This is a genomic window from Belliella buryatensis (genome assembly GCF_900188245.1).
GTDB classification, from domain to species: domain Bacteria; phylum Bacteroidota; class Bacteroidia; order Cytophagales; family Cyclobacteriaceae; genus Belliella; species Belliella buryatensis.
In genome coordinates this window covers 50,239-70,681 of the sequence record NZ_FZOK01000016.1, presented here as the reverse complement: position 1 = coordinate 70,681, position 20,443 = coordinate 50,239, and the positions used below count along the sequence as shown (strand labels likewise).

At 38.9% G+C, this 20,443-nt stretch carries 13 protein-coding genes; 10 read left to right on the top strand and 3 right to left on the bottom strand.

Annotated features, from left to right (window positions below):
- Window positions 1-43: 43 nt before the first annotated feature.
- The 3 genes from CHB66_RS15350 (at window position 44) to CHB66_RS15340 (ending at window position 2,190) form a co-directional block, all read left to right on the top strand.
- A complete protein-coding gene (locus CHB66_RS15350; protein WP_076500567.1) occupies window positions 44-559 on the top strand; it encodes a YceI family protein in 516 nt (171 codons plus the stop codon).
- 76 nt (window positions 560-635) lie between these two features.
- Window positions 636-1,586, top strand: a complete 951-nt coding sequence (locus CHB66_RS15345; RefSeq protein ID WP_089242309.1) for a ring-cleaving dioxygenase — start codon at window positions 636-638, stop codon at window positions 1,584-1,586.
- Complete coding sequence (locus tag CHB66_RS15340; RefSeq protein ID WP_089242297.1) at window positions 1,579-2,190, top strand: alpha/beta hydrolase; 612 nt, start codon at window positions 1,579-1,581, stop codon at window positions 2,188-2,190. Before CHB66_RS15345 ends, CHB66_RS15340 begins: the two co-directional genes overlap by 8 nt.
- A gap of 393 nt (window positions 2,191-2,583) precedes the next feature.
- On the opposite strand, the gene araA is transcribed toward CHB66_RS15340, so the two are convergent.
- The 3 genes from araA to CHB66_RS15325 all read right to left on the bottom strand — a co-directional run bounded on the left by araA (window position 2,584) and on the right by CHB66_RS15325 (window position 6,871).
- On the bottom strand, window positions 2,584-4,083 hold the full coding sequence (araA, locus tag CHB66_RS15335; RefSeq protein WP_089242296.1) for an L-arabinose isomerase: 1,500 nt from the start codon (window positions 4,081-4,083) through the stop codon (window positions 2,584-2,586).
- Window positions 4,084-4,114: 31 nt separating this feature from the next.
- Window positions 4,115-5,989, bottom strand: a complete 1,875-nt coding sequence (locus tag CHB66_RS15330) for a sodium:solute symporter family transporter (protein WP_089242295.1) — start codon at window positions 5,987-5,989, stop codon at window positions 4,115-4,117.
- Window positions 5,990-6,160: 171 nt separating this feature from the next.
- Window positions 6,161-6,871 (bottom strand): NUDIX hydrolase, encoded by a 711-nt coding sequence (locus CHB66_RS15325; RefSeq protein ID WP_089242294.1) that lies wholly within the window; start codon window positions 6,869-6,871, stop codon window positions 6,161-6,163.
- Between the two features lie 501 nt (window positions 6,872-7,372).
- Here CHB66_RS15325 and CHB66_RS15320 point away from each other — a divergent pair.
- From CHB66_RS15320 to CHB66_RS15290, 7 genes are all read left to right on the top strand, one after another.
- Window positions 7,373-10,474: a SusC/RagA family TonB-linked outer membrane protein gene (locus CHB66_RS15320; protein ID WP_089242293.1), complete on the top strand. Its 3,102-nt coding sequence runs from the start codon at window positions 7,373-7,375 to the stop codon at window positions 10,472-10,474.
- 31 nt (window positions 10,475-10,505) lie between these two features.
- Window positions 10,506-12,062, top strand: a complete 1,557-nt coding sequence (locus tag CHB66_RS15315; protein WP_089242292.1) for a RagB/SusD family nutrient uptake outer membrane protein — start codon at window positions 10,506-10,508, stop codon at window positions 12,060-12,062.
- A gap of 252 nt (window positions 12,063-12,314) precedes the next feature.
- A complete protein-coding gene (locus tag CHB66_RS15310) occupies window positions 12,315-13,313 on the top strand; it encodes an arabinan endo-1,5-alpha-L-arabinosidase (RefSeq protein WP_089242291.1) in 999 nt (332 codons plus the stop codon).
- 20 nt (window positions 13,314-13,333) lie between these two features.
- Window positions 13,334-14,926: an alpha-N-arabinofuranosidase gene (locus tag CHB66_RS15305; RefSeq protein WP_170932505.1), complete on the top strand. Its 1,593-nt coding sequence runs from the start codon at window positions 13,334-13,336 to the stop codon at window positions 14,924-14,926.
- Between the two features lie 57 nt (window positions 14,927-14,983).
- Window positions 14,984-16,456: an arabinan endo-1,5-alpha-L-arabinosidase gene (locus CHB66_RS15300; RefSeq protein ID WP_089242290.1), complete on the top strand. Its 1,473-nt coding sequence runs from the start codon at window positions 14,984-14,986 to the stop codon at window positions 16,454-16,456.
- Between the two features lie 2 nt (window positions 16,457-16,458).
- On the top strand, window positions 16,459-18,798 hold the full coding sequence (locus CHB66_RS15295) for a glycoside hydrolase family 127 protein (protein WP_089242289.1): 2,340 nt from the start codon (window positions 16,459-16,461) through the stop codon (window positions 18,796-18,798).
- A gap of 78 nt (window positions 18,799-18,876) precedes the next feature.
- Window positions 18,877-20,427, top strand: a complete 1,551-nt coding sequence (locus tag CHB66_RS15290) for an alpha-N-arabinofuranosidase (RefSeq protein ID WP_089242288.1) — start codon at window positions 18,877-18,879, stop codon at window positions 20,425-20,427.
- Window positions 20,428-20,443 lie beyond the last annotated feature (16 nt).

The window sequence follows — 20,443 nt, the reverse complement described above, 5'->3', positions numbered from 1 at the left end:
TAAGCACAGAAATAAAACTTAAAAATAAACTAAATCAAAAATTATGAGCAATGTAACAAAATGGGCCATCGACCCAACGCACTCTGAAGTATCATTTAAAGTAAAGCACTTAGTAATCTCTACAGTGACTGGTTATTTTAGAAAATTCGAAGGTGCTGCAGAATCTACTTCTGATGACTTCGCAGGAGCTAAAGTGTCCTTCTCAGCAGATATCGATAGCATCGATACCAACCAAGCGGACAGAGATGGTCACTTGAAGTCTGATGACTTTTTCAATGCAGCAGAGTATCCAAAATTATCTTTCTCTGGCGTTGTAGAAGGAGGAAAGCTGAAAGGTGACTTGACTATCAGAGAAGTAACTAAAGCAGTTGAGCTTGATGTGGACTTCGGTGGAGTGGCAGGTGACCCATATGGTAACACCAAAGCTGGATTCGAGATCGAAGGAAAAATCAGCAGAAAAGATTTCAACTTGAAGTGGAATGCTGTAACAGAAGCTGGTTCTGTAGTGGTATCTGATGCCGTAAGAATCATCTTGAGCATTCAGCTTGTAAAGCAATAATATAAATCAACAAATGGTCCTGTCAGCAATCTCACTGGCAGGATCACTCACTACCACAATTTTATTTAAAAATAGCATGTCAGCATTAATCACAGGAATCCATCATATCACAGCCATTGCTGGAAATGCTCAGGAAAATGTAGATTTCTACACTGGAATCCTCGGACTGAGAATGGTGAAAAAGACCATCAACTTTGATGCACCAGATGTTTATCATTTCTATTTTGGAGATGAACTGGGTACTCCTGGTACAGTATTTACAACTTTCCCATTTGAGGGAGCTAGAAAAGGAACAAAAGGAGCAGGTGAATTGACCTATACAGCTTTTTCTATTCCATCAGCCTCTTTGACGTATTGGAAAGAGCGTTTGAGAAAATACAATATTATCACTTCAGATGTCCTGACTAGATTCGGTGAGCAATTGATCCGATTTGAAGATCATGACGGCATGGGCATCGAGTTGATTGCCAATGATCAAGACGATAGAAAAGGATGGGTCTATGGTAATATTCCTGCTGAACATGTGATTAAAGGTTTTTACGGAGCGACCCTCAACCTCAAAGCAAAAGAGCTTACAGAAAAGTTGCTCACCCAATTTATGAATTATAAATTCATAGCTGAAGAGGAGGGTCGCTACCGTTATGGTACACAAGGCAAACCAGGTGATATAGTCGATATTGTACTTGATAAAACCGGTAGACAAGGTGTGCAAAGTGCAGGTACAGTTCATCATATTGCTTTCAGAACGGCCAATAACCAAACACAGTTAGAGATTCAGAAAATCTTAATGAACAATGGTTATCAGGTGACGGAAGTGAAAGATAGAAACTATTTCAAATCCATCTATTTCCGAGAGCCGGGAGGAGTATTGTTTGAAATCGCAACAGATGAACCAGGGTTTGACATAGACGAGGATGAGGCACATTTAGGTGAGTTATTGAAGCTTCCTGAATGGGCAGAGCCTCACAGAGAGAAAATAGCCTCAAGATTGGCTAAAGTTCAATTAAATACAGAGAAATATGTCTGATATCATTAAAGCAGGAAAGTCATTAGAAGCAGCAAGCAAAGTAGCAATCATGATCCATGGCCGAGGAGCGACAGCTCAAAGTATTGTCAGTCTAAAAGATCATTTGAAGTTGTTAGATTTTGCCATATTAGCTCCTGAGGCTTCTGGCAATACTTGGTATCCTTATAGCTTCATGGCTCCTGATCAAAGCAATGAGCCCGCTTTTTCACAATCCATACACAAAGTAGACATGATCGTGAAAGAGGTCTTAAGTAAAGGATTCAAGCCCGAGCAGATTTACTTTATAGGTTTCTCTCAAGGAGCTTGTCTATGCTTGGAATATACAGCTCAAAATGCGCAAAAATATGGCGGTATAATGGCCTTTACAGGAGGCCTCATAGGCGAAAAACTCAATTCTGAAAAATACAGTGGGAAATTCTCAGGAACCCCAATTTTCATAGGCTCAAGTCATCAAGATATGCATGTACCCCTGTCAAGAATTGAAGCTTCAGCAGAACTTTTAGAAAAAATGGGTGCGGCTGTGAAGACTTATATTTTCCAAGACTCTGATCACACAATCCGACAAGAGGAGATCAATTGGGTGAATGTCAACATTCTTAAATAGCATAGATTTTCATTAAATTTGTTTCTTAGATTAAGTTAAAAGAGCTGGTTTTTTCGCCAGCTTTTTTTTTGTGATTCTTTAAGAGAACTTCTGTTATTCTTATAATTTCAGTGATCGTAAAAATAATTTTGATCAAAATACTAATAATTTCAATATGAGTTTTTCAGTAGTTGGTTCAAAGAGGAAGATGATAAATTGGATTTTACAAAAAGTAGAGATTCAGAAAAATTATTTCAAATAAAAAGTCATTTAAAAAAAGAGCTAGTGATCATATATGCTAATATCATCAATAATATTACAACGCTCTAGGAGAGCTTAGAAAAGACTAAACAGGCAAAAAAAGGAGATTAGCAAGTGCCAATCTCCTTTTGAAATTATTAAGGCAAATCAATTTTATAATCCCAATTTATAAAAAGCATCACTCCATCTGATTTCATTCTGGAGTTGCTTTAGGTTACTGTTTTTATCAATAGTAATGTTTTCTATTCTAGCGATTTTCGCAAAGTCATCTAAGTGCTCTGTGGTCAAACTTTGGCTAAAACATGTGTGGTGCGCACCTCCGGCATAAATCCAGCCCGCACAGCCTGTATTCATGTCAGGGAGAGGCTTCCACATGACTCTTGCCACAGGAAGTTTTGGAAGTGCTTGGGGCACTTCTACTGCATCGACTTCATTCACAACAAGTCTGAATCTATTTCCCATATCAACAAGTGAAGCATTGAGAGATGCACCTGCTTTTCCATTGAAGACCAATCTTACTGGATCTTCTTTACCACCGATTCCAAGAGGGTGAACTTCGCAAGTAGGCTTTCCATTGGCCAATACGGGATCTACTTCAAGCATGTGTGCTCCAAGTACCATGCTGTTGCTCGGGTCAAAATGGTAAGTGTAGTCTTCCATAAATGCATTGCCTCCTTCAAGTCCTGTCCCCATCACTTTCATTGCTCTTACCAAAGCGGCAGTTTTCCAATCACCTTCACCGGCATAGCCATAGCCCTCAGCCATTAGTCTTTGGGTAGCGATTCCTGGTAATTGCTTCATTCCATGAAGATCTTCAAAGGTATTGGTGAATCCTTTGAACCCACCTTCTTTCAAAAATTTACGCATTCCGATTTCAATTTGCGCAGCATCTATCAAAGAGGATCTTTTTGCACCATTGGCCTTTAAATTATCTGCCATTGTATAAGTTGCTTCATATTCCTCTACAAGTGCCTTGATTTCAGACTCAGAAGCGGCATTGATGAGTTGTACCAAATCTCCTACGGCAAAGGTGTTGACAGCAAATCCAAATTGTAATTCAGCTTCTACTTTGTCACCTTCTGTAACGGCAACGTTACGCATATTGTCACCAAATCTCGCGAACTTAGCACCCTGCCAATCAGCCCATGCAGAAGCTGCTCTTGCCCAAGTGTCTATTTGTGATTTTACATTTGGGTCTTGCCAGTGTCCAACCACTACTTTTCTTTCGATTTTCATTCTCGAAACCATGAACCCAAATTCTCTATCTCCATGGGCACTTTGATTGAGATTCATAAAATCCATATCGATAGTCGCCCAAGGAATATCTCGATTGAACTGAGTGTGCAGGTGAAGCATTGGTTTTTGAAGAATTTTCAATCCTCCAATCCACATTTTAGCAGGTGAAAAAGTGTGCATCCAAGCAATAACACCAATACAGTTTTTGTTTTGGTTTGCCTCTTGGCAGACCGCATAGATTTCTTCTGTAGTTTTTACAGTTGGTTTGTAAATAATGCTTACGCTGATTCCTTCAGATTCATTTAGCTCTTTGGCTATGACTTGAGAATGCTCCGCAACTTGACGAAGGGTTTCCTCTCCATACAGATGTTGGCTTCCTGTGAGAAACCATACTTCGTTTTGCTTGAGGTTATTCATGATTTGATATGATTAGGTTTGATATTCTTTTTTACATCCAGAAGAAATAATATAATAAGCCCACGATCAGGATTATTCCAGCAGCCCCAAGGTTAAATGGTGTAGCGGTATTGAACAATACAGGATCGACGGTCAATGATTTAGGATCGGCTGTTTTCATTTTGACATTGGTATATAATATGAGCCCTAGCATGATGAACAATGCTGCAGCCATAAATACAGACTCAAAACCTATACTTGCCCATTCACTATATTGAATCACACCAACGATGGCAGCTAGCAATCCTAAAACCAAGAAGAAATAAGAAGCTGATAGGGACTTACTTCCTTTCCCAGCTGCTTTAAACGCAGGGTTTTGAAATGTTTTCTTCTCAGAAAAACTAATCATTGAAGCAATTAGCAGTAAGATAATGAAAACATATCCCATTCTGAGTAAGAATGGCATATCAGGGTAGATTACTTTGAAAACTATTCCAGCTGGGATGGTTGCTATTGCCGTCCAAAGAGCCGCATTGCCTGTAATTTGTCTCCAAAAAAGCCCCATACAGAATACTGCTACTACACCTGGGTAAATGTAACCGGTATATTCTTGGATGTATTGAAATACCTGATCTAGCGAGGCTAACTGAGGTGCAACAAGCATAGCAACCAATAAGGCCACTACAGCAACTAATCTTCCTGATTTCACCAATTGATTATTACTAGCTTCTGGATTGAAATAGACCTTATAAATATCCATTGTGAAGATGGTGGAGGTGCTATTGATCATAGAAGCTAAGGAAGAAACGATCGCTGCTGCCAATGCAGCAAATGCTAAACCTCTGATTCCAGCAGGTACAAAGTTTTTCAGTAACCATGGATAAGCTTCGTCAGATTTATTGATCGTACCGATTTGCTCAAATGGCACGTTCAACATGACAGAAAGTTCTTCAGGAGTAGATTTGTTGATCAATACCCAAGCGGCAATTCCTGGAATGACTACCAAAAGAGGGATAAGAATTTTCAAATATCCGGCAAAAATCAGCCCTCTCTTGGCATCTTCTATGCTTTTTGCTGCAAGGCCTTTTTGAATGATGTATTGATTGAAGCCCCAATAGCCAATATTGGTTAGCCACATGGCTCCTAATACTACTGCTACTCCTGGGAGATCTTGGTAGGCATCTTTTAAGCCGCCTACTCCATCAGGAATCATGATTTCTCCTTTTGGAATTACCATTACAAAATGCTCACGTGCGCCTTCATATAAGTTGGCCATTCCAGCAATCACTCCCGAACCATCTCCTACAGCATCTAATGCCAAATAAGTAGTCACCAAACCGCCTGCAATCAGGACAATCACTTGAACGACATCAGTCCAAGCTACAGCTGTTAGTCCTCCATATATAGAATAGATCCCTGAAAATACTAGGAGGCCAATGATGCCATATTGGAGTGGGACTCCCATGATTTTCTCCAAAGCCAACGCTCCTAGATAACTTACAGAAGTCAGGTTGACAAAAACATAGACTAGAAGCCAAAAAACTGCAAATGCCGTACTGACTCTTTTATCAAACCTAGACTCTAAAAACTGAGGCATGGTGTAGATGCCATTTTTTAGAAATACAGGTAGAAAATACTTAGCTACAATGATTAAGGTGATGGCTGCTATCCATTCATAAGCTGCTATACCCAGCCCAATGGCAAAGCCAGAGCCTGAGGTTCCAATAAAATGCTCTGCTGAAATGTTTGCAGCAATCAAGGAAGCCCCTACTGCCCACCAGGTGAGAGACTTGTCTGCCAAAAAATATTCTTGTGCGGTTTTTTGAATTCCTGTTTTGGATCTGGAGACCCAGAGTCCTACAGCTACAATGACTACAGCATATACGGAGAATACAATATAGTCCAGGGTTGAAAATCCTGCTTCCATAAAGGTTTGTTGGTTCTAAAGGGTTTAATTGTCAATCTTACACATTATTTTTGACAAATAAAAAGAAAATAAGTGTCAAGATAACACTATAGCTGAAAAAATTACATCAATAAATTATTTCTTCCTTTTTATGGTGGTTAATACTGCCTAAAAGAACAAAAAAAGAACTGATTACTCAGTTCCTACGGGGATTTCATTTTTTGGTATGAAGTTGTGAATATTAGTGAAATTCTCTTTGTAATGTTCTTCATCCAGTGAATAGTAGAAGGCACCTTTCTTAGAACTTGATTTATCTTTGTCTTTTTCTTTTTTCAATAGCTTGGTTGATAAAACTTTACGTGTAAAGTTTCGCTTATCGATTTTGGTGTCGTAAAGCCCTTCATACATTGCTTGTAATTGTGGAAGGGTGAATTTCTCAGGAAGCAACTCAAATAAGATAGGATGGAAGGCGGCTTTGTACCTTAACTTATTTAGTGCAAGCTCTACCATTTCTTTATGATCAAAAATAAGGTTTGGTAACTCCTTCATTGAATACCATCTTGCATGAAAGTCATCATTGATCTGAGCTTGATATTTCTCAATATCTATCAATGCTACATATGGTAAAGCTATAACTCTCTCAATAGGATCTCTATCTGGAAGACTAAAAGCTTGAATTTGCTCCATATATACATCGTGGAGGCCAGTAAGTTGTTGTAAGATTCTTTCTGCAGCTTCATCAGCAGATTCCTCTGCTTGAATGAATCCGCCCATCAAACTCCATTTCTCTCTTTCTGGGGCAAATCCCCTCTGTATCAATAAGAGTTTGTAATCCGTACCATCAAATCCGAAAATGATACAATCCACTGCTACTAAGATCCTTGTTTGGTTTGAATATTTCATAAAAATGAGGTCATTCAGGTTTATAGGGTGCTAACTAAAATGAAAGATAGTAAATTTATTTTGATAAATTCAATATTGACACTTAATAATGCACTTCACTGCATAAAACCCTTCTAGCAGGTTATAATTTATTATACATCTTAGATTTAATTCCTAATTTTTTTATAATTGAAGTGCTAAAAATTTCATTAGTAGATTTTTAACAATGAATTTTAATATAATGAATTAATAAACAAGGTGTTATGTTGTTTTTTTTGTGCTGTTTTGATTATCTATCATAGATGCTTTTAAGGTGTTTAAAATGTTTTTTTGATTTAATAGTGTAAAAAATACAATTAATAATTTGCGACTTTTAATTTTAATTTCTAATATTCGATTGTAATAGTGGAAAGTCTCAGTTCTTGATGGTTATTCTAATAGTATGATAACCTGATTAGCTTTTGAGAGTCAACTGTTTCAAATCAGTGAAATTTATCCCAAATTCAATAAACCCTAAATTTTATGAACTTAAAACGTTTACGATTGAGGATAGCTACACTTCTTTCATTATGTGTAATTTTTACATTTAATGTTAGTGCGTCAGTGGCTGTCGAAGAAGCAAAAGCTGGGTTGGAGGCAGAAGCTCAAGAAGTAACTGTAAGAGGTACGGTTATTTCGAGCACAGATCAACAGCCAATCCCTGGTGTTACAGTATTATTAAAAGGAACTACAAGAGGTGTTGCTACCGATCTTGATGGTTCCTTTTCTATTTCTGTACCTAGCCAAACATCTGTTTTGGTGTTTTCATTTGTAGGATATATTTCCCAAGAAATGACTGTGGGGAACCAATCCATACTTAATGTCACACTCCGGGAAGATATATCTAATCTGAATGAAGTGATTGTAGTAGGATATGGTACTCAAAAGAAGTCAGATATCACGGGGGCAATATCTGTGGTGGACACTGATGAAATTAAGAAATTCTCTACCAATGATGTTGCACAAATGCTTCAAGGTAGGGTTTCGGGGGTTCAAGTTACTTCAGATGGTCAACCTGGAGCGTTCCCAAGTGTCAGAATAAGAGGTATTTCTACATTTGGAAATGGTCAACCACTCTATGTGATCGATGGAGTTCCAGTAGGAACTACACCTAGAGACTTCAATCCAAATGACATAGAAACCATGCAAGTTTTGAAGGATGCCTCCGCAGGTGCTATCTATGGATCTAGAGCTGCCAATGGCGTAATCATCATCACAACTAAGCAGGGCAAGAAAAATACACCATTGAAGGTTGAGTATAATACTTATGTAGGTATTGATCAAGTTTGGCAAAGAATTCCTGTACTAGGAAGAGAAGATTATCAAATGATCATCAACGAGGTGCAAAGAAATGGTAACCAACCACTGGTTCCAGCGAATGATCCAAATAATCCTCGTTTTATTTCTGATATTGATACAGATTGGCAGAGAGAGGGTTTGAAAAATGGTTTTAGGCAAAATCATAACCTCAATTTCTCTGGTGGAGGTGAATATACCCAGTACAATGCCTCAATTGATTATTTTGATAACAAAGGTACTTTGGTAGGAAATGGGCCAAATTATGAGAGGTATTCCATGAGAATGAATACGCTTTCTGAAAAAGGCAGATTGAAAGTTGGTACTTCAGTGTATTATACACATTCTTACGAAGATGCTTTGACTTTCAGACCGGATGTGTTTCCTGGAGCTAATCCAACATTAATTGCCGCTTTGGTTGAAGCGATTCCAACGATGCCGATTTATGATCCAAATAACCTAGGTGGTTATGGTGGAACGGAAGCAGATCTTCAAAGAGCCATTTCACTCAATGTGATTGGTGTAAATAATATGTTCACTGGAAATACCACAGTGGACAGAACTTTTGCAACGGCATTTGGTGAATATCAATTGATTGATTTAGAGAATCACAAGTTAAGCTATAAGTTAAATTTGAACTATGATAGAACGCATGCAAGAGACCTTGCTTATCTTCCTGCATTTAGGTTAGGCTTCTTTTTTAATGATGCTACTTCAAGAATGGATGATGGACATAGAATACTATCAACGGGATTGATTGAGAATACAATCAATTATAAAGGAACCTTCGGCAAACATAGGTTAGATGTCTTAGCTGGTCAGATGTACCAAGAAACTGGCGTTATCAATAGAAATGGTTATTCAGAAAATATTGATATTAATTTCCCTGTATTAGATAATGGGGTGAATAAGCAGGCCTCCGGAAATGAATTTAGAAGTGCTATAGCATCATTACTTGGTAGGATGAATTACAACTATGATGACAGATATTTGTTAACAGCCACAATTAGAAGAGATGGTTCTTCAAAATTTTCTCCAACAAATAGATATGGTAATTTCCCGTCTGTTGCTTTAGGCTGGAATATTCATAATGAATCATTTATCACACTTCCTTCTTTCATTTCTGATTTGAAAATGAGGGCAAGTTATGGTCAGCTGGGAAATGCTAACATTGGTGACTATTTATATTTTGCAACCATCAATCCAAATGTATTGTACAACTTTGGGGGAGATGTAGTTAGGGGTTCGATTCAAACCCAACAAGTAGATCCAAACATCAGATGGGAAACAAGAACTACTTCAAACATTGGATTTGATGGGGCTTTGTTTGATGGGAAATTTGAATTCTCCGCTGAATATTACAACAGTAAGACAACTGATATTTTGGTAAGTGTGCCGATTCCAGCTTCTACAGGTGCAGCAGGTAGTCCTATTGTGAATGCTGGTAGCTTGAGAAATCAAGGTTTTGAATTCCAGTTAACTTATAGAAAAATGACTGGTGATTTCACTTTTGATATTTCAGCGAATGCCACCACACTTCAAAATGAAGTATTATCTCTTGGAGGAGATAATCAGCCAATTTTTGGTGCAGGTGCTAGAACAATTGTTGGATTACCAATCGGACATCATTTTGGACACAAGGCGATCGGGATTTTCCAAACACAGGAGGAAATTGATAACCACGCCTTCCAAAGTGCAGGCACAGCTCCTGGCGATATCAAATTTGAAGATATCAATGGAGATGGTGTAATTGATTTTGCAGAAGATAGGGTAAATCTTGGCAGTGGTTTACCTACAGTTTACTATGGATTGAACTTCTCAGGAGCTTATAAAAGCTTTGATTTCACAATCTTTGCGTCTGGAGCTGGTGGATATTTGATTAACAGCAGACAGTATAGAGCAATCATGTTGACACAAGATTTCACTAATCGTCACGAAGATATTTTACAAAGATGGACTCCTGAAAATCCAAGTGAAGTATGGCCTAGATTAGTCGCAGGTGATCCAAATCAGAATCAAAGAGATTCAAATAGAGAAGGTTGGTTGCAAGATGGAACTCACTTAAGAATACAGACAATATCTGTTGGATACAAAATCCCAAGAGTCACTGGGTTTATGACCAAATTCCAATCAGCTAGAGTATATGCTTCTGTACAGAATCCATTTACTTTCCAAGCTTACAAAGGTTACAATCCAGATTTTACTTCGGGGGTATTCAACCCAGGATTTGACTTTGGATCATTTCCAAGGCCAAGAACAATGATGCTCGGTCTTCAAGTTTCATTCTAATTGCAAGTATTACAACCAAAATAACCTAATTATGAAAATATATATATATTCCCTTTTGGTGGGCGCGATGTTAGCAGGAGCTAGCTGCGACTCACAATTGGAACTCACCAACCCTAATATCCCAACTACGGGGACATTCTGGAAGACAGAATCTGATGCGGTAGCGGCAGTAAATTCAATTTATAACAGTCTAATGATTGATGGCACATACATGCGAATGTTCCCTTCATTGATGGATGGTAGAGGTGATGATATCCAAGGAGATAGCCCATGGCCAGACCTGAATTTGGTAGCGAATTTTACAATTCCAACTACCTCAGGACCTGTTTTCTGGGTGTGGGGAGCTCATTACCAAATGGTTTGGAGAGCTAACCAAGTTCTGACAAATGTACCTAATATAGAGATGGATCAAAATCTCAAAAACAGAGTTTTGGGTCAAGCTTATTTCTTAAGAGGTTTAGCATATTTCAATCTGGCTAATTTCTATAAAGAAGTTCCATTGATTACAACTCTTCCTGCTGACAGATCAGAGTTTTATCCTGCGACAGCGACTGAAGAAGCGATTTGGGAGCAGATTATATCTGACTTTAAAAATGCCAAAGCAAACCTACCTGTTAACTATCAAAATGTAACAGGCCCTGACAGAGGTAATATTGGTAGAGCTACGAGTGGAGCTGCTACAGGAATGCTTGGTAAAGCTCTCGTTTACAGAAAAAGATGGGCTGAAGCAATAGTCCAATTTACTGAGTTGATTGGTGGTCAGCATGGTGCATACAGGTTGATGGAAAATTATAGAGATAATTTTGATCCAAGAACTGAAAATAATGCAGAATCTCTTTTTGAAGTTCAATTTGCAACGCCTGCAGAAGTAGGTGGTTCTGAGTTGAATTGGGGTGGAAATCCAACTGCCAACTGGACTCAAGTATCTGCGCAGGCAATTACTTATGCTGCCCGAGGATATGGATTCAATGACTTCCTTCCTACAAGAGCATTGTATGATGATTATCACAAAGAAATGACGGTAGATGGTAGAAAAGATCCACGTCTTTTGGCGACGATTGCTTCGTTTGAACCTACAGAAAATAGCACAAGGTTGTATAATGATCCATGGCCTCATCCTGTAACAGATATCTATCCTAGGAAATATACCAATGATGGATTTGGACCTTCTGTCGAACCAGTATTTAGATCAGGTATTAACTATCGTATCTTGAGATATGCAGATATTCTAATGCTTCATGCTGAGGCATTGAATGAATTGGGAAGAACTGCTGAGGCATATAGTTTTATACAGCAAGTAAGAAATAGAGCAAAATTGCCAAACTTAGCTACTGTAAAGCCAGGAATGTCACAGGCTCAAATGAGAGATCAAATAGCTCATGAAAGATTCTTGGAATTCGCTATTGAGGGTCAAAGAATCAATGATTTGATCAGATGGGGATGGTTCGAAAACCCTGCAAAATTAGCTTTCTTAAAAAGTAGAGATGCTGAGTTCAATACTTACACCCCTGGAAATCAATGGATGCCAATTCCTCAAGGTGAATTGGACAACAATCCAAACCTGTCTCCAAATAGCGCGAATAATTAATAGGGTAAGTAGTTTTGTAAAAGCGGGTTCTTGGTTTAAGAACCAAGAATCTCGCCTTTCTTTTTTACTCCCAATCAAAATATATAGGCCTAAAGCCTTACCAATAATCTCAAACCTAAATACATCTAAATAAAAGTAAGGTAGAATTCTACCTTACTTTTTTCTAAAACACTGCTATAATTCAAGTTGGCAGATGTGTCCTTGGCAGATTGGATTGATGTATTTTGAATGTTTACATAAACCCAACCCAAAATGAAAACCTTCTTTACAACCATATTTTCTTTTTTAATCTTTTTGACTACTCATGCGCAGGAGTCAGAGTATAGGACTGATATCCCAGTTCACGATCCGGTAGTGATCAAGCAAGGTGATACTTTTTATTTGTTCTGTACAGGATTTGGGGTAGCTGTTTGGTCTTCTCCGGATTTAAAGCAGTGGAAAAGAGAAGCTCCAGTCTTCGCAGAAGCGCCCACTTGGACAGCTGGAATCAACCCCGAATTTAAAAACCACATCTGGGCACCAGATATATCCTATCACAATGGACAATACTATCTCTATTACTCTGTATCAGCTTTTGCTAAAAATACTTCAGCCATAGGCTTGGCAGTCAATAAAACATTAGATCCGTCCTCTCCTGATTTCAAATGGGAAGACCAAGGGATTGTTATACAATCCGTTCCCGGCAGAGATTTGTGGAATGCTATCGATCCTAACTTGGTTTTTGATGAAGAGGGGACGCCTTGGTTGAATTATGGCTCTTTTTGGAATGGGATGAAGTTGGTCAAGTTAGCAGACGATCTTAAGACCATTCAAAATGGGCCAGAGGATTGGTATACTATCTCTAGGAGAGAAAGATCATTTGATTTAGATGATAGAAACCCAGGTGATGGAGCAGTAGAAGCACCTTTTATTTTCAAAAAAGATGGCTGGTATTACCTTTTTGTATCCTTTGACTACTGCTGTAGAGGAGTGAATAGCACTTACAAAATGGTAGTAGGTAGATCAAGAGATGTGAAAGGACCATACTTAGATAGAGATGGTAGGAGCATGTTTGAAGGGGGAGGAACGCTAGTGCTTGAAGGCAATGCTGACTGGCATGGAGTAGGGCATAATTCCGCCTATACATTCGATAACAAGGATTTCCTCATTTTTCATGGCTATGATGCGCACGATAATGGAAGGTCTAAGTTATTGATTAGAGAAATGAACTGGGACAGTGAAGGCTGGCCTATAGTGAAATTGGAAGAATAAGAATAATTAACCCTAATAAAATGATTGATTTCAAAAAAATTACCACGGGCCTAGCTTTTTGTAGCCTTATGATTGGTTTCTCAACCAACTCATTAGCACAGAATGCCAGAATTAAAATTGACTTGGATCGTAAGATTGGTGAAGTCGATAAAAAAATCTATGGAAACTTTGTGGAGCACCTTGGGAGATGTGTCTATGGAGGCATCTATGATCCAGGTAACCCCCTTTCTGATGAAAATGGATTTAGGCTAGATGTATTAGAAGCAGTCAAAGGGTTAAATGTCTCTTTGACCAGATATCCAGGGGGTAATTTTGTTTCCAATTACAATTGGAAAGATGGAGTAGGATCTAAGGAAGATAGACCTACACGTTTAGAACTGGCCTGGAGTAGATTAGAATCCAATCAATTTGGCACGAATGAGTTTATGGATTATGCTAAGTTGATGAATACAGAACCTTATTTTGCTGTAAACTTAGGTACTGGCAGCATCCTAGAAGCACAACAATGGGTGGAATATACAAATGTAGAATCTGGTCCATATTATGCTGAATTGAGAAAAAAGCATGGCTATGAAAAACCTCACAATATCAAGTACTGGAGTTTAGGAAACGAAATGGATGGTCCATGGCAAATGGGTCATCTTAGTGCTGAAGATTATGCTAAAAAAGCCAGAGAGGCTGGAAAGTTAATGAAATTGACTGATCCTTCGATCAAATTAGTGGCAGCAGGATCTTCTAATTTCTATCCAGGTGCTAACCCTATGCATTGGAATAGGGTAGTCATTGATGAGCTCAAAGATGTGGTAGATTATCTAGCGCTTCATATGTATGTCGGTAATGTAGAGGATAACTATTATGCATTCGTAGCTTCTCCATTGGTATTAGAAGAAAGAACCCATTTGGTAAAAGGCATGATCGATGAAGCCATGACAAGAGCCAATAGGAAAGGGAAGGATCCTATTTACATTGCATGGGATGAATACAATATTTGGTATAGATGGAGGTCATCAGAGACTATGTCTGGAGACATAGCCTTGGAAGAAAGATATAATCTGGAGGATGCTTTGGTCATTGCATCTTTTCTAAATGCATTTATCAGAAATGCCGATGTTGTGAAGATCGCTAATATGGCTCAATTGGTGAATGTGATCGCTCCTATATTCACTAATGAAGAAGGTCTTTTTCTACAAACGATTTATCATCCGTTAGCATTATTTGCTCAGTATGCCCATGGTACAGCTTTGGATGTGTTTGTTGATTCAGAAACTTACAATACAGGAGATTTTGCTCTAGGTCTAGGGGAGCAAAGAGCTGACTTGAAGAATGTGCCTTATTTGGACGTTTCTGCCACCGTCAACGGCGACGAGGTCATCATCAATGTAGTCAATAGACATAAGGACAAGGCAATTACAACTGATATTCTAGCATTTGAAGGGGAATTTTCTGGTGATTTTGAAGTATTTGAAGTAAATGGCCCTGATATCAAAGCGATGAATGATTTTGGGAAAACAACTGTGGAAACTAAATCAAAATCTCTTAAAGGAAAAGGGGATAAAGTTACTTATGCCTTCCCAGCTCACTCTTACACAATGATCAGAGCAAAAATCAAATAATTAGCCTAACCCAATTTGAAGATGAATAGCAATTTCTCATTGATAAGACTTTTAATTATGTTTCTCCTAGTAGGAGTGCTGTTTTCTTGTAATGAAGGTACAGATGAGCCACCTCAAACTACCGAGCCTCCGACTGGCCCCACAGGACCAACTCCAATCGAAGGAATTCCAGTTCCATTGTCTGAAATTCAAGATAGTTATGGTCAGATTTCCTCTTTTCAATTTGCAAGTCAATGGGGGCCTTACAATTCTCATGATCCCTCGGTCATTAAAGACGGGGAATGGTATTATAGTTTTGGGACTGATGTAGCCTATGGTCAGCCTCTTTCCAGGGTTGGTATTCAAGTCAGGAGGTCCAGAGATTTGGTGGCTTGGGAGTTTAGGGGATGGGCATTCAATGGTCGTCCAACTCAGGCTGTGAATTATATCCGTCAAAATGGAGGAGAACCATTTGAAAATGTATGGGCTCCATACATTATCAAAATTGGAGATGAATACAGACTATATTATTCTCAATCTTCTCCGATTTTCAAACTCAGTGCTATTGGTCTCTTGACCTCTGATAATATTGAAGGACCTTGGGAAGAAAAAGGCTTGGTAGTCACTTCAAATACCAATATCCCTATGACCAATGCGATAGATCCGGCAGTCATAGTGGGTAAAGATGGCAAACATTGGATGTATTATGGATCCGCTTTTGACGGCTTATATGTAATGGAGTTGAATCCAGAAACAGGACTTGCTCAAACTACCAATGATAAAGGGTTTAGAATTATCCAAAGAGGCTTTACAGGTAGTAGAATCAATGGTAATATAGAAGCACCTGAAGTGATCTACAATGAGACTACAGGCTACTATTATATGTTCCTTTCTTATGATTGGTTAGAGTCCAAATACAACATCAGGGTAGGTCGATCTACAAGCCCCACTGGGCCATTTTTGGATTTTAATGGGCTAGATATGAATGGAGAGCAAGACAACGGCCCAATGATCGTTGCTCCTTACCGCTTTCAAGGGCATGGAGGATGGCAGGGTGTTGCTCACAATGCTGTTTTTAGAGATGGGGACCAGTTTTTTATTGCTCATCAGGGTAGGCCTTCTACAGATAGATTTTACATGATCAAGCATGTTAGGAAAATTTACTGGACAGAGGATGGTTGGCCCGTAGCTTCTCCTCAGCGCTTTGCAAACTTACCTTCTAAACAAATCAATCGAGAAGATATCGTGGGTACTTGGGAACAGATCATCTTGGGCTATAGAGTAGTGCCTGGTTATGCCGACGAGCAGTTTCTTCCTGATCTTCAAGTGTCTGCTGATTTGACTTTGAATGAAGATGGTACAATTGGTTCTGATGCTAACAATTCATGGACATTCGAAAGACCGTGGTTGACTCTGAATTATGGCAATGGTGCTTTCATTGATAAAGTCTATGTTGACGTAGAATATGATTGGGAAAATAGAAGAGAAACTATCATTTACACTGGTCTTAATAATGAAGGAACAGCCATTTGGGGCAAGAAAAAACAATAAATATGAACTTTAAATCCAAATTGTGCATACTGTTAATCTTTTGGTTTAGCCTTACTTTCAAAGGCTTAGCCCAAGATAAATATGTGCAGTTTTTTGGTTTAGATCAAGTCAAGTTATTAGATAGTCCCTTCCTCCAAGCACAAGAGATAGATAAGCGCTATATCCTAGAAATGGATGTAGATAGGTTACTTTCACCTTACATGAAAGAAGCTGGCTTGTCTTGGAAAGCTGAGAATTATGGTAATTGGGAAAATACTGGATTGGATGGTCATATTGCTGGCCATTATCTTTCCGCTTTGTCTATGATGCTTGCAGCTACAGGTGATCAAGAGATCAATAAGAGGCTTGACTATATGCTCGAAAAACTAAAGCTGGCTCAAGATACAAATGGGAATGGCTATCTCAGTGGCGTTCCTGCAGGAAAGAAAATTTGGGAAGAGCTCCGATCAGGTAATATCAGAGCAGGGAGTTTTTCTCTCAATGACCGTTGGGTGCCTTTATACAATATCCATAAGGTTTATGCAGGTTTGAGGGATGCGTATTGGATAGGGGGTAAAGAAGTAGCCAGGCCTATGTTGATAGCATTGTCTGATTGGTTTTATGATCTGACGGAAGAATTTTCCGATGAGCAGTTTCAGGAAGTATTGATCAGTGAACATGGAGGGCTTAATGAGGTCTTTGCAGATATAGCTGTCATGACCGGAGATTCCAAATACCTGGAATTAGCTAGAAAAATGTCTCATCAACAAGTCCTAGATCCATTAAAAAATTCAGAAGATAGGCTTACTGGGATGCATGCCAATACACAAATTCCCAAAGTAATTGGATTTCAACGCATCGCTCAAGTTGCCAAGGATGAAAAACTTAATCAAGCATCGGATTTCTTTTGGGATAATGTGGTCAATCAAAGGTCTATATCGATTGGAGGAAATAGTGTTAGGGAACATTTTCATCCAAGAGATGACTTTTCATCTATGCTCTCTTCTGAGCAAGGTCCTGAAACATGCAATACGTATAACATGATGAGGCTTTCGGAAATGCTTTTCCAAACAGCTCCAGATAGAAAGTACATTGATTATTACGAACGTGCTGTTTTTAACCATATCCTTTCTACTCAACACCCCGAAAAAGGTGGTTTTGTCTACTTTACCCCAATGCGCCCACAACACTACCGAGTGTATTCACAGCCACATGAAAATTTCTGGTGTTGTGTTGGTTCTGGATTAGAGAATCATGCCAAGTATGGACAAGCGATTTATGCCTATCAAGAAGATGTTCTCTTTGTCAATCTATTTATTGCATCCGAATTGGATTGGAAAGAGAAGGGGATAAAATTGAAACAAACAACCAATTTCCCAGAAGAAGAAGGTACAACTATAGGTTTTTCACATAGAGGAAAGAAGGAAGTAAAGCTGAAAGTACGTTACCCAAGCTGGGTCAAGCTGGGTCACTTGAAAGTAGCTGTAAATGGCAAACAACAAGAAGTTACAGTGGATAAGTTTGGATATTTTCTGATTGAAGGTAAATGGTCGGCAAAAGATCAAATCCAAATAGCTCTTCCCATGGAAACAAAAAGTGAGCAAATGCCTGATGGTTCACCTTGGTATTCTTTTACCCATGGACCGATTGTGTTAGCGGCCAAAACAGGAGAGAATGACCTGAAAGGGCTCTTTGCGGATGATAGCAGAATGGGTCATGTCGCTGTTGGAAAAATGATTCCATTAGATCTAAGTCCGATACTAAAGCAAGAAGTCCAACCAAAGCCAATTCAAGTAGACAATACATTTAAGTTCCTCTTAACTGCCAATCAATTTCATCAATTAGAAAAAGACATCGAGCTAGTTCCATTCTACTCAGTTCATGACAGCAGGTATCAGGTTTATTGGCCGGTAGTGGCTGGTACCTCACTGGAAGCTTTCAAAAGGGAGCTAAATACCAAAGATGAATGGATGCGAAGGTTAGAAGACTTGACGATAGATCAGGTAGCCGTTGGTGAGCAGCAGCCAGAAACAGAGCATGATTTCAAAGGAAATAATTCACAAACAGGACAAGAAAATGGCATATTCTGGAGAAGTACAACTGAATATTTTCAGTATTCACTCAAAAATAAGCATCAAGAAAGCAAGATCTTACGACTTACCTTCTTGAATCCGCCATCTTCCCGAAGTTTTCGGCTTTTAGTCAATGGTGAATCATTGAAATCCGAAAATGAAGATGAATCATTAATTAGAGATTATGATTTGTCGGGATTCAATAGCGAGTTGTTGGAAGTGAAAATTCAAAGTATTGAAGGTGCCGCTACTCCAAAACTAAATCACATTCGATTGATGAAATCGAACTAGCTAGCTTCAAGCAGTTTTGCCTAAGGAAAAAAATATCGAGAATTAAAAGCATTAATATAAACCTATAATCTATAAGAAATGAAGACAAGAAGCTTAAAAGGAATGATCTTATTGGCAGCAGCACTGCTGGTAACCTTTGTTTCCACGGCTCAAAACCGACTAATCGTCAATACTGATCAAGGAAAAACCACCATCAGCAGACATATTTATGGACATTTTGCGGAACATCTGGGACGAAATATCTACGGAGGAATATGGGTGGGGCCTGACTCTGATATTCCAAATGAAGATGGATATAGAAAAGATGTAATGCAGGCTCTGATTGACCTGGAAATTCCAAATCTAAGATGGCCGGGAGGTTGCTTTGCCGATGAATATCACTGGACAGACGGCATAGGAGACCCTGCGGAGAGACCCAAAATGATCAATACCCACTGGGGTGGAGTGACTGAGGATAATTCTTTTGGTACACACGAGTTTATGAATTTTGCCAAGAAAATTGGTACAGAGCCTTACATCACTGGAAATGTGGGTAGTGGATCCGTGGAGGAGATGTCAAAATGGATAGAATACATCAACTTTGATGGGGTAAGTCCAATGGCAGACTTGAGAAAAAGAAACGGACAAGAAGAACCTTGGAATATCAAATATTGGGGTGTAGGAAATGAAAGCTGGGGATGTGGAGGAAACATGACTCCAGAGTACTACGCCAACGAGTACAGAAGGTATGCTACCTACGCTAGAAATTATGGTGGCGCAAAACTTTACAAAATTGCAGGCGGTGCCAATAACTGGGATTATAACTGGACTGAAGTCTTGATGAAAAATATTCCACTTTGGATGATGGACGGACTTTCATTGCATTACTACACCATTGCAGGTTCTTGGGAAAACAAGAAGTCAGCGACACAATTCGATAAAGAGACCTACCTAGAGACGCTAAGAAAAGCAGCATTCATAGATGAATTGATCACCCGTCATGGTACCATCATGGACAAGTATGATCCTGAGAAAAGGATCGGTATGATCATCGACGAATGGGGGACTTGGTTTCAAGTAGAGCCAGGTACTAACCCAGGATTCTTATACCAGCAAAATACCATGCGCGACGCCCATGTAGCTGCCATTTCTTTGAATATTTTCAATAAACATGCGGATAGGGTTCATATGGCCAACTTGGCACAGACAGTCAATGTACTGCAAGCTATCATTTTAACAAATGAAAATGATATGATTTTAACTCCGACTTACCATGTTTTTGACCTATATAAGCCGCATAAAGACGCTACCTTGTTGCCTCATCATTTGGTTTCAGAAGAAGTGAGTTTTGGGAAAGAGAAAATGGAGGCTTTGAATGTATCTACTTCAAAATCTGATGATGGTACCATAAATATTAGTATTGCCAATATTCATCCTGACAAGAAAATCGACCTTGATGTAGTTCTGAGAGGCATAGAGGCTAAGAACGTCTCCGCTGAATTCGTAAGTGCCCCAAGTATTGATGCCTACAATACCTTTGAGAAAAAGGATGTGGTCAAAAAGGCGACATTCAGAGATTTCAAATTGAATAAAGATAACTTAAAAATTTCTGTACCGGCAAATTCAGTTTTGATGGTAAGGGTGAAATAATTGATTGCAAGATAAA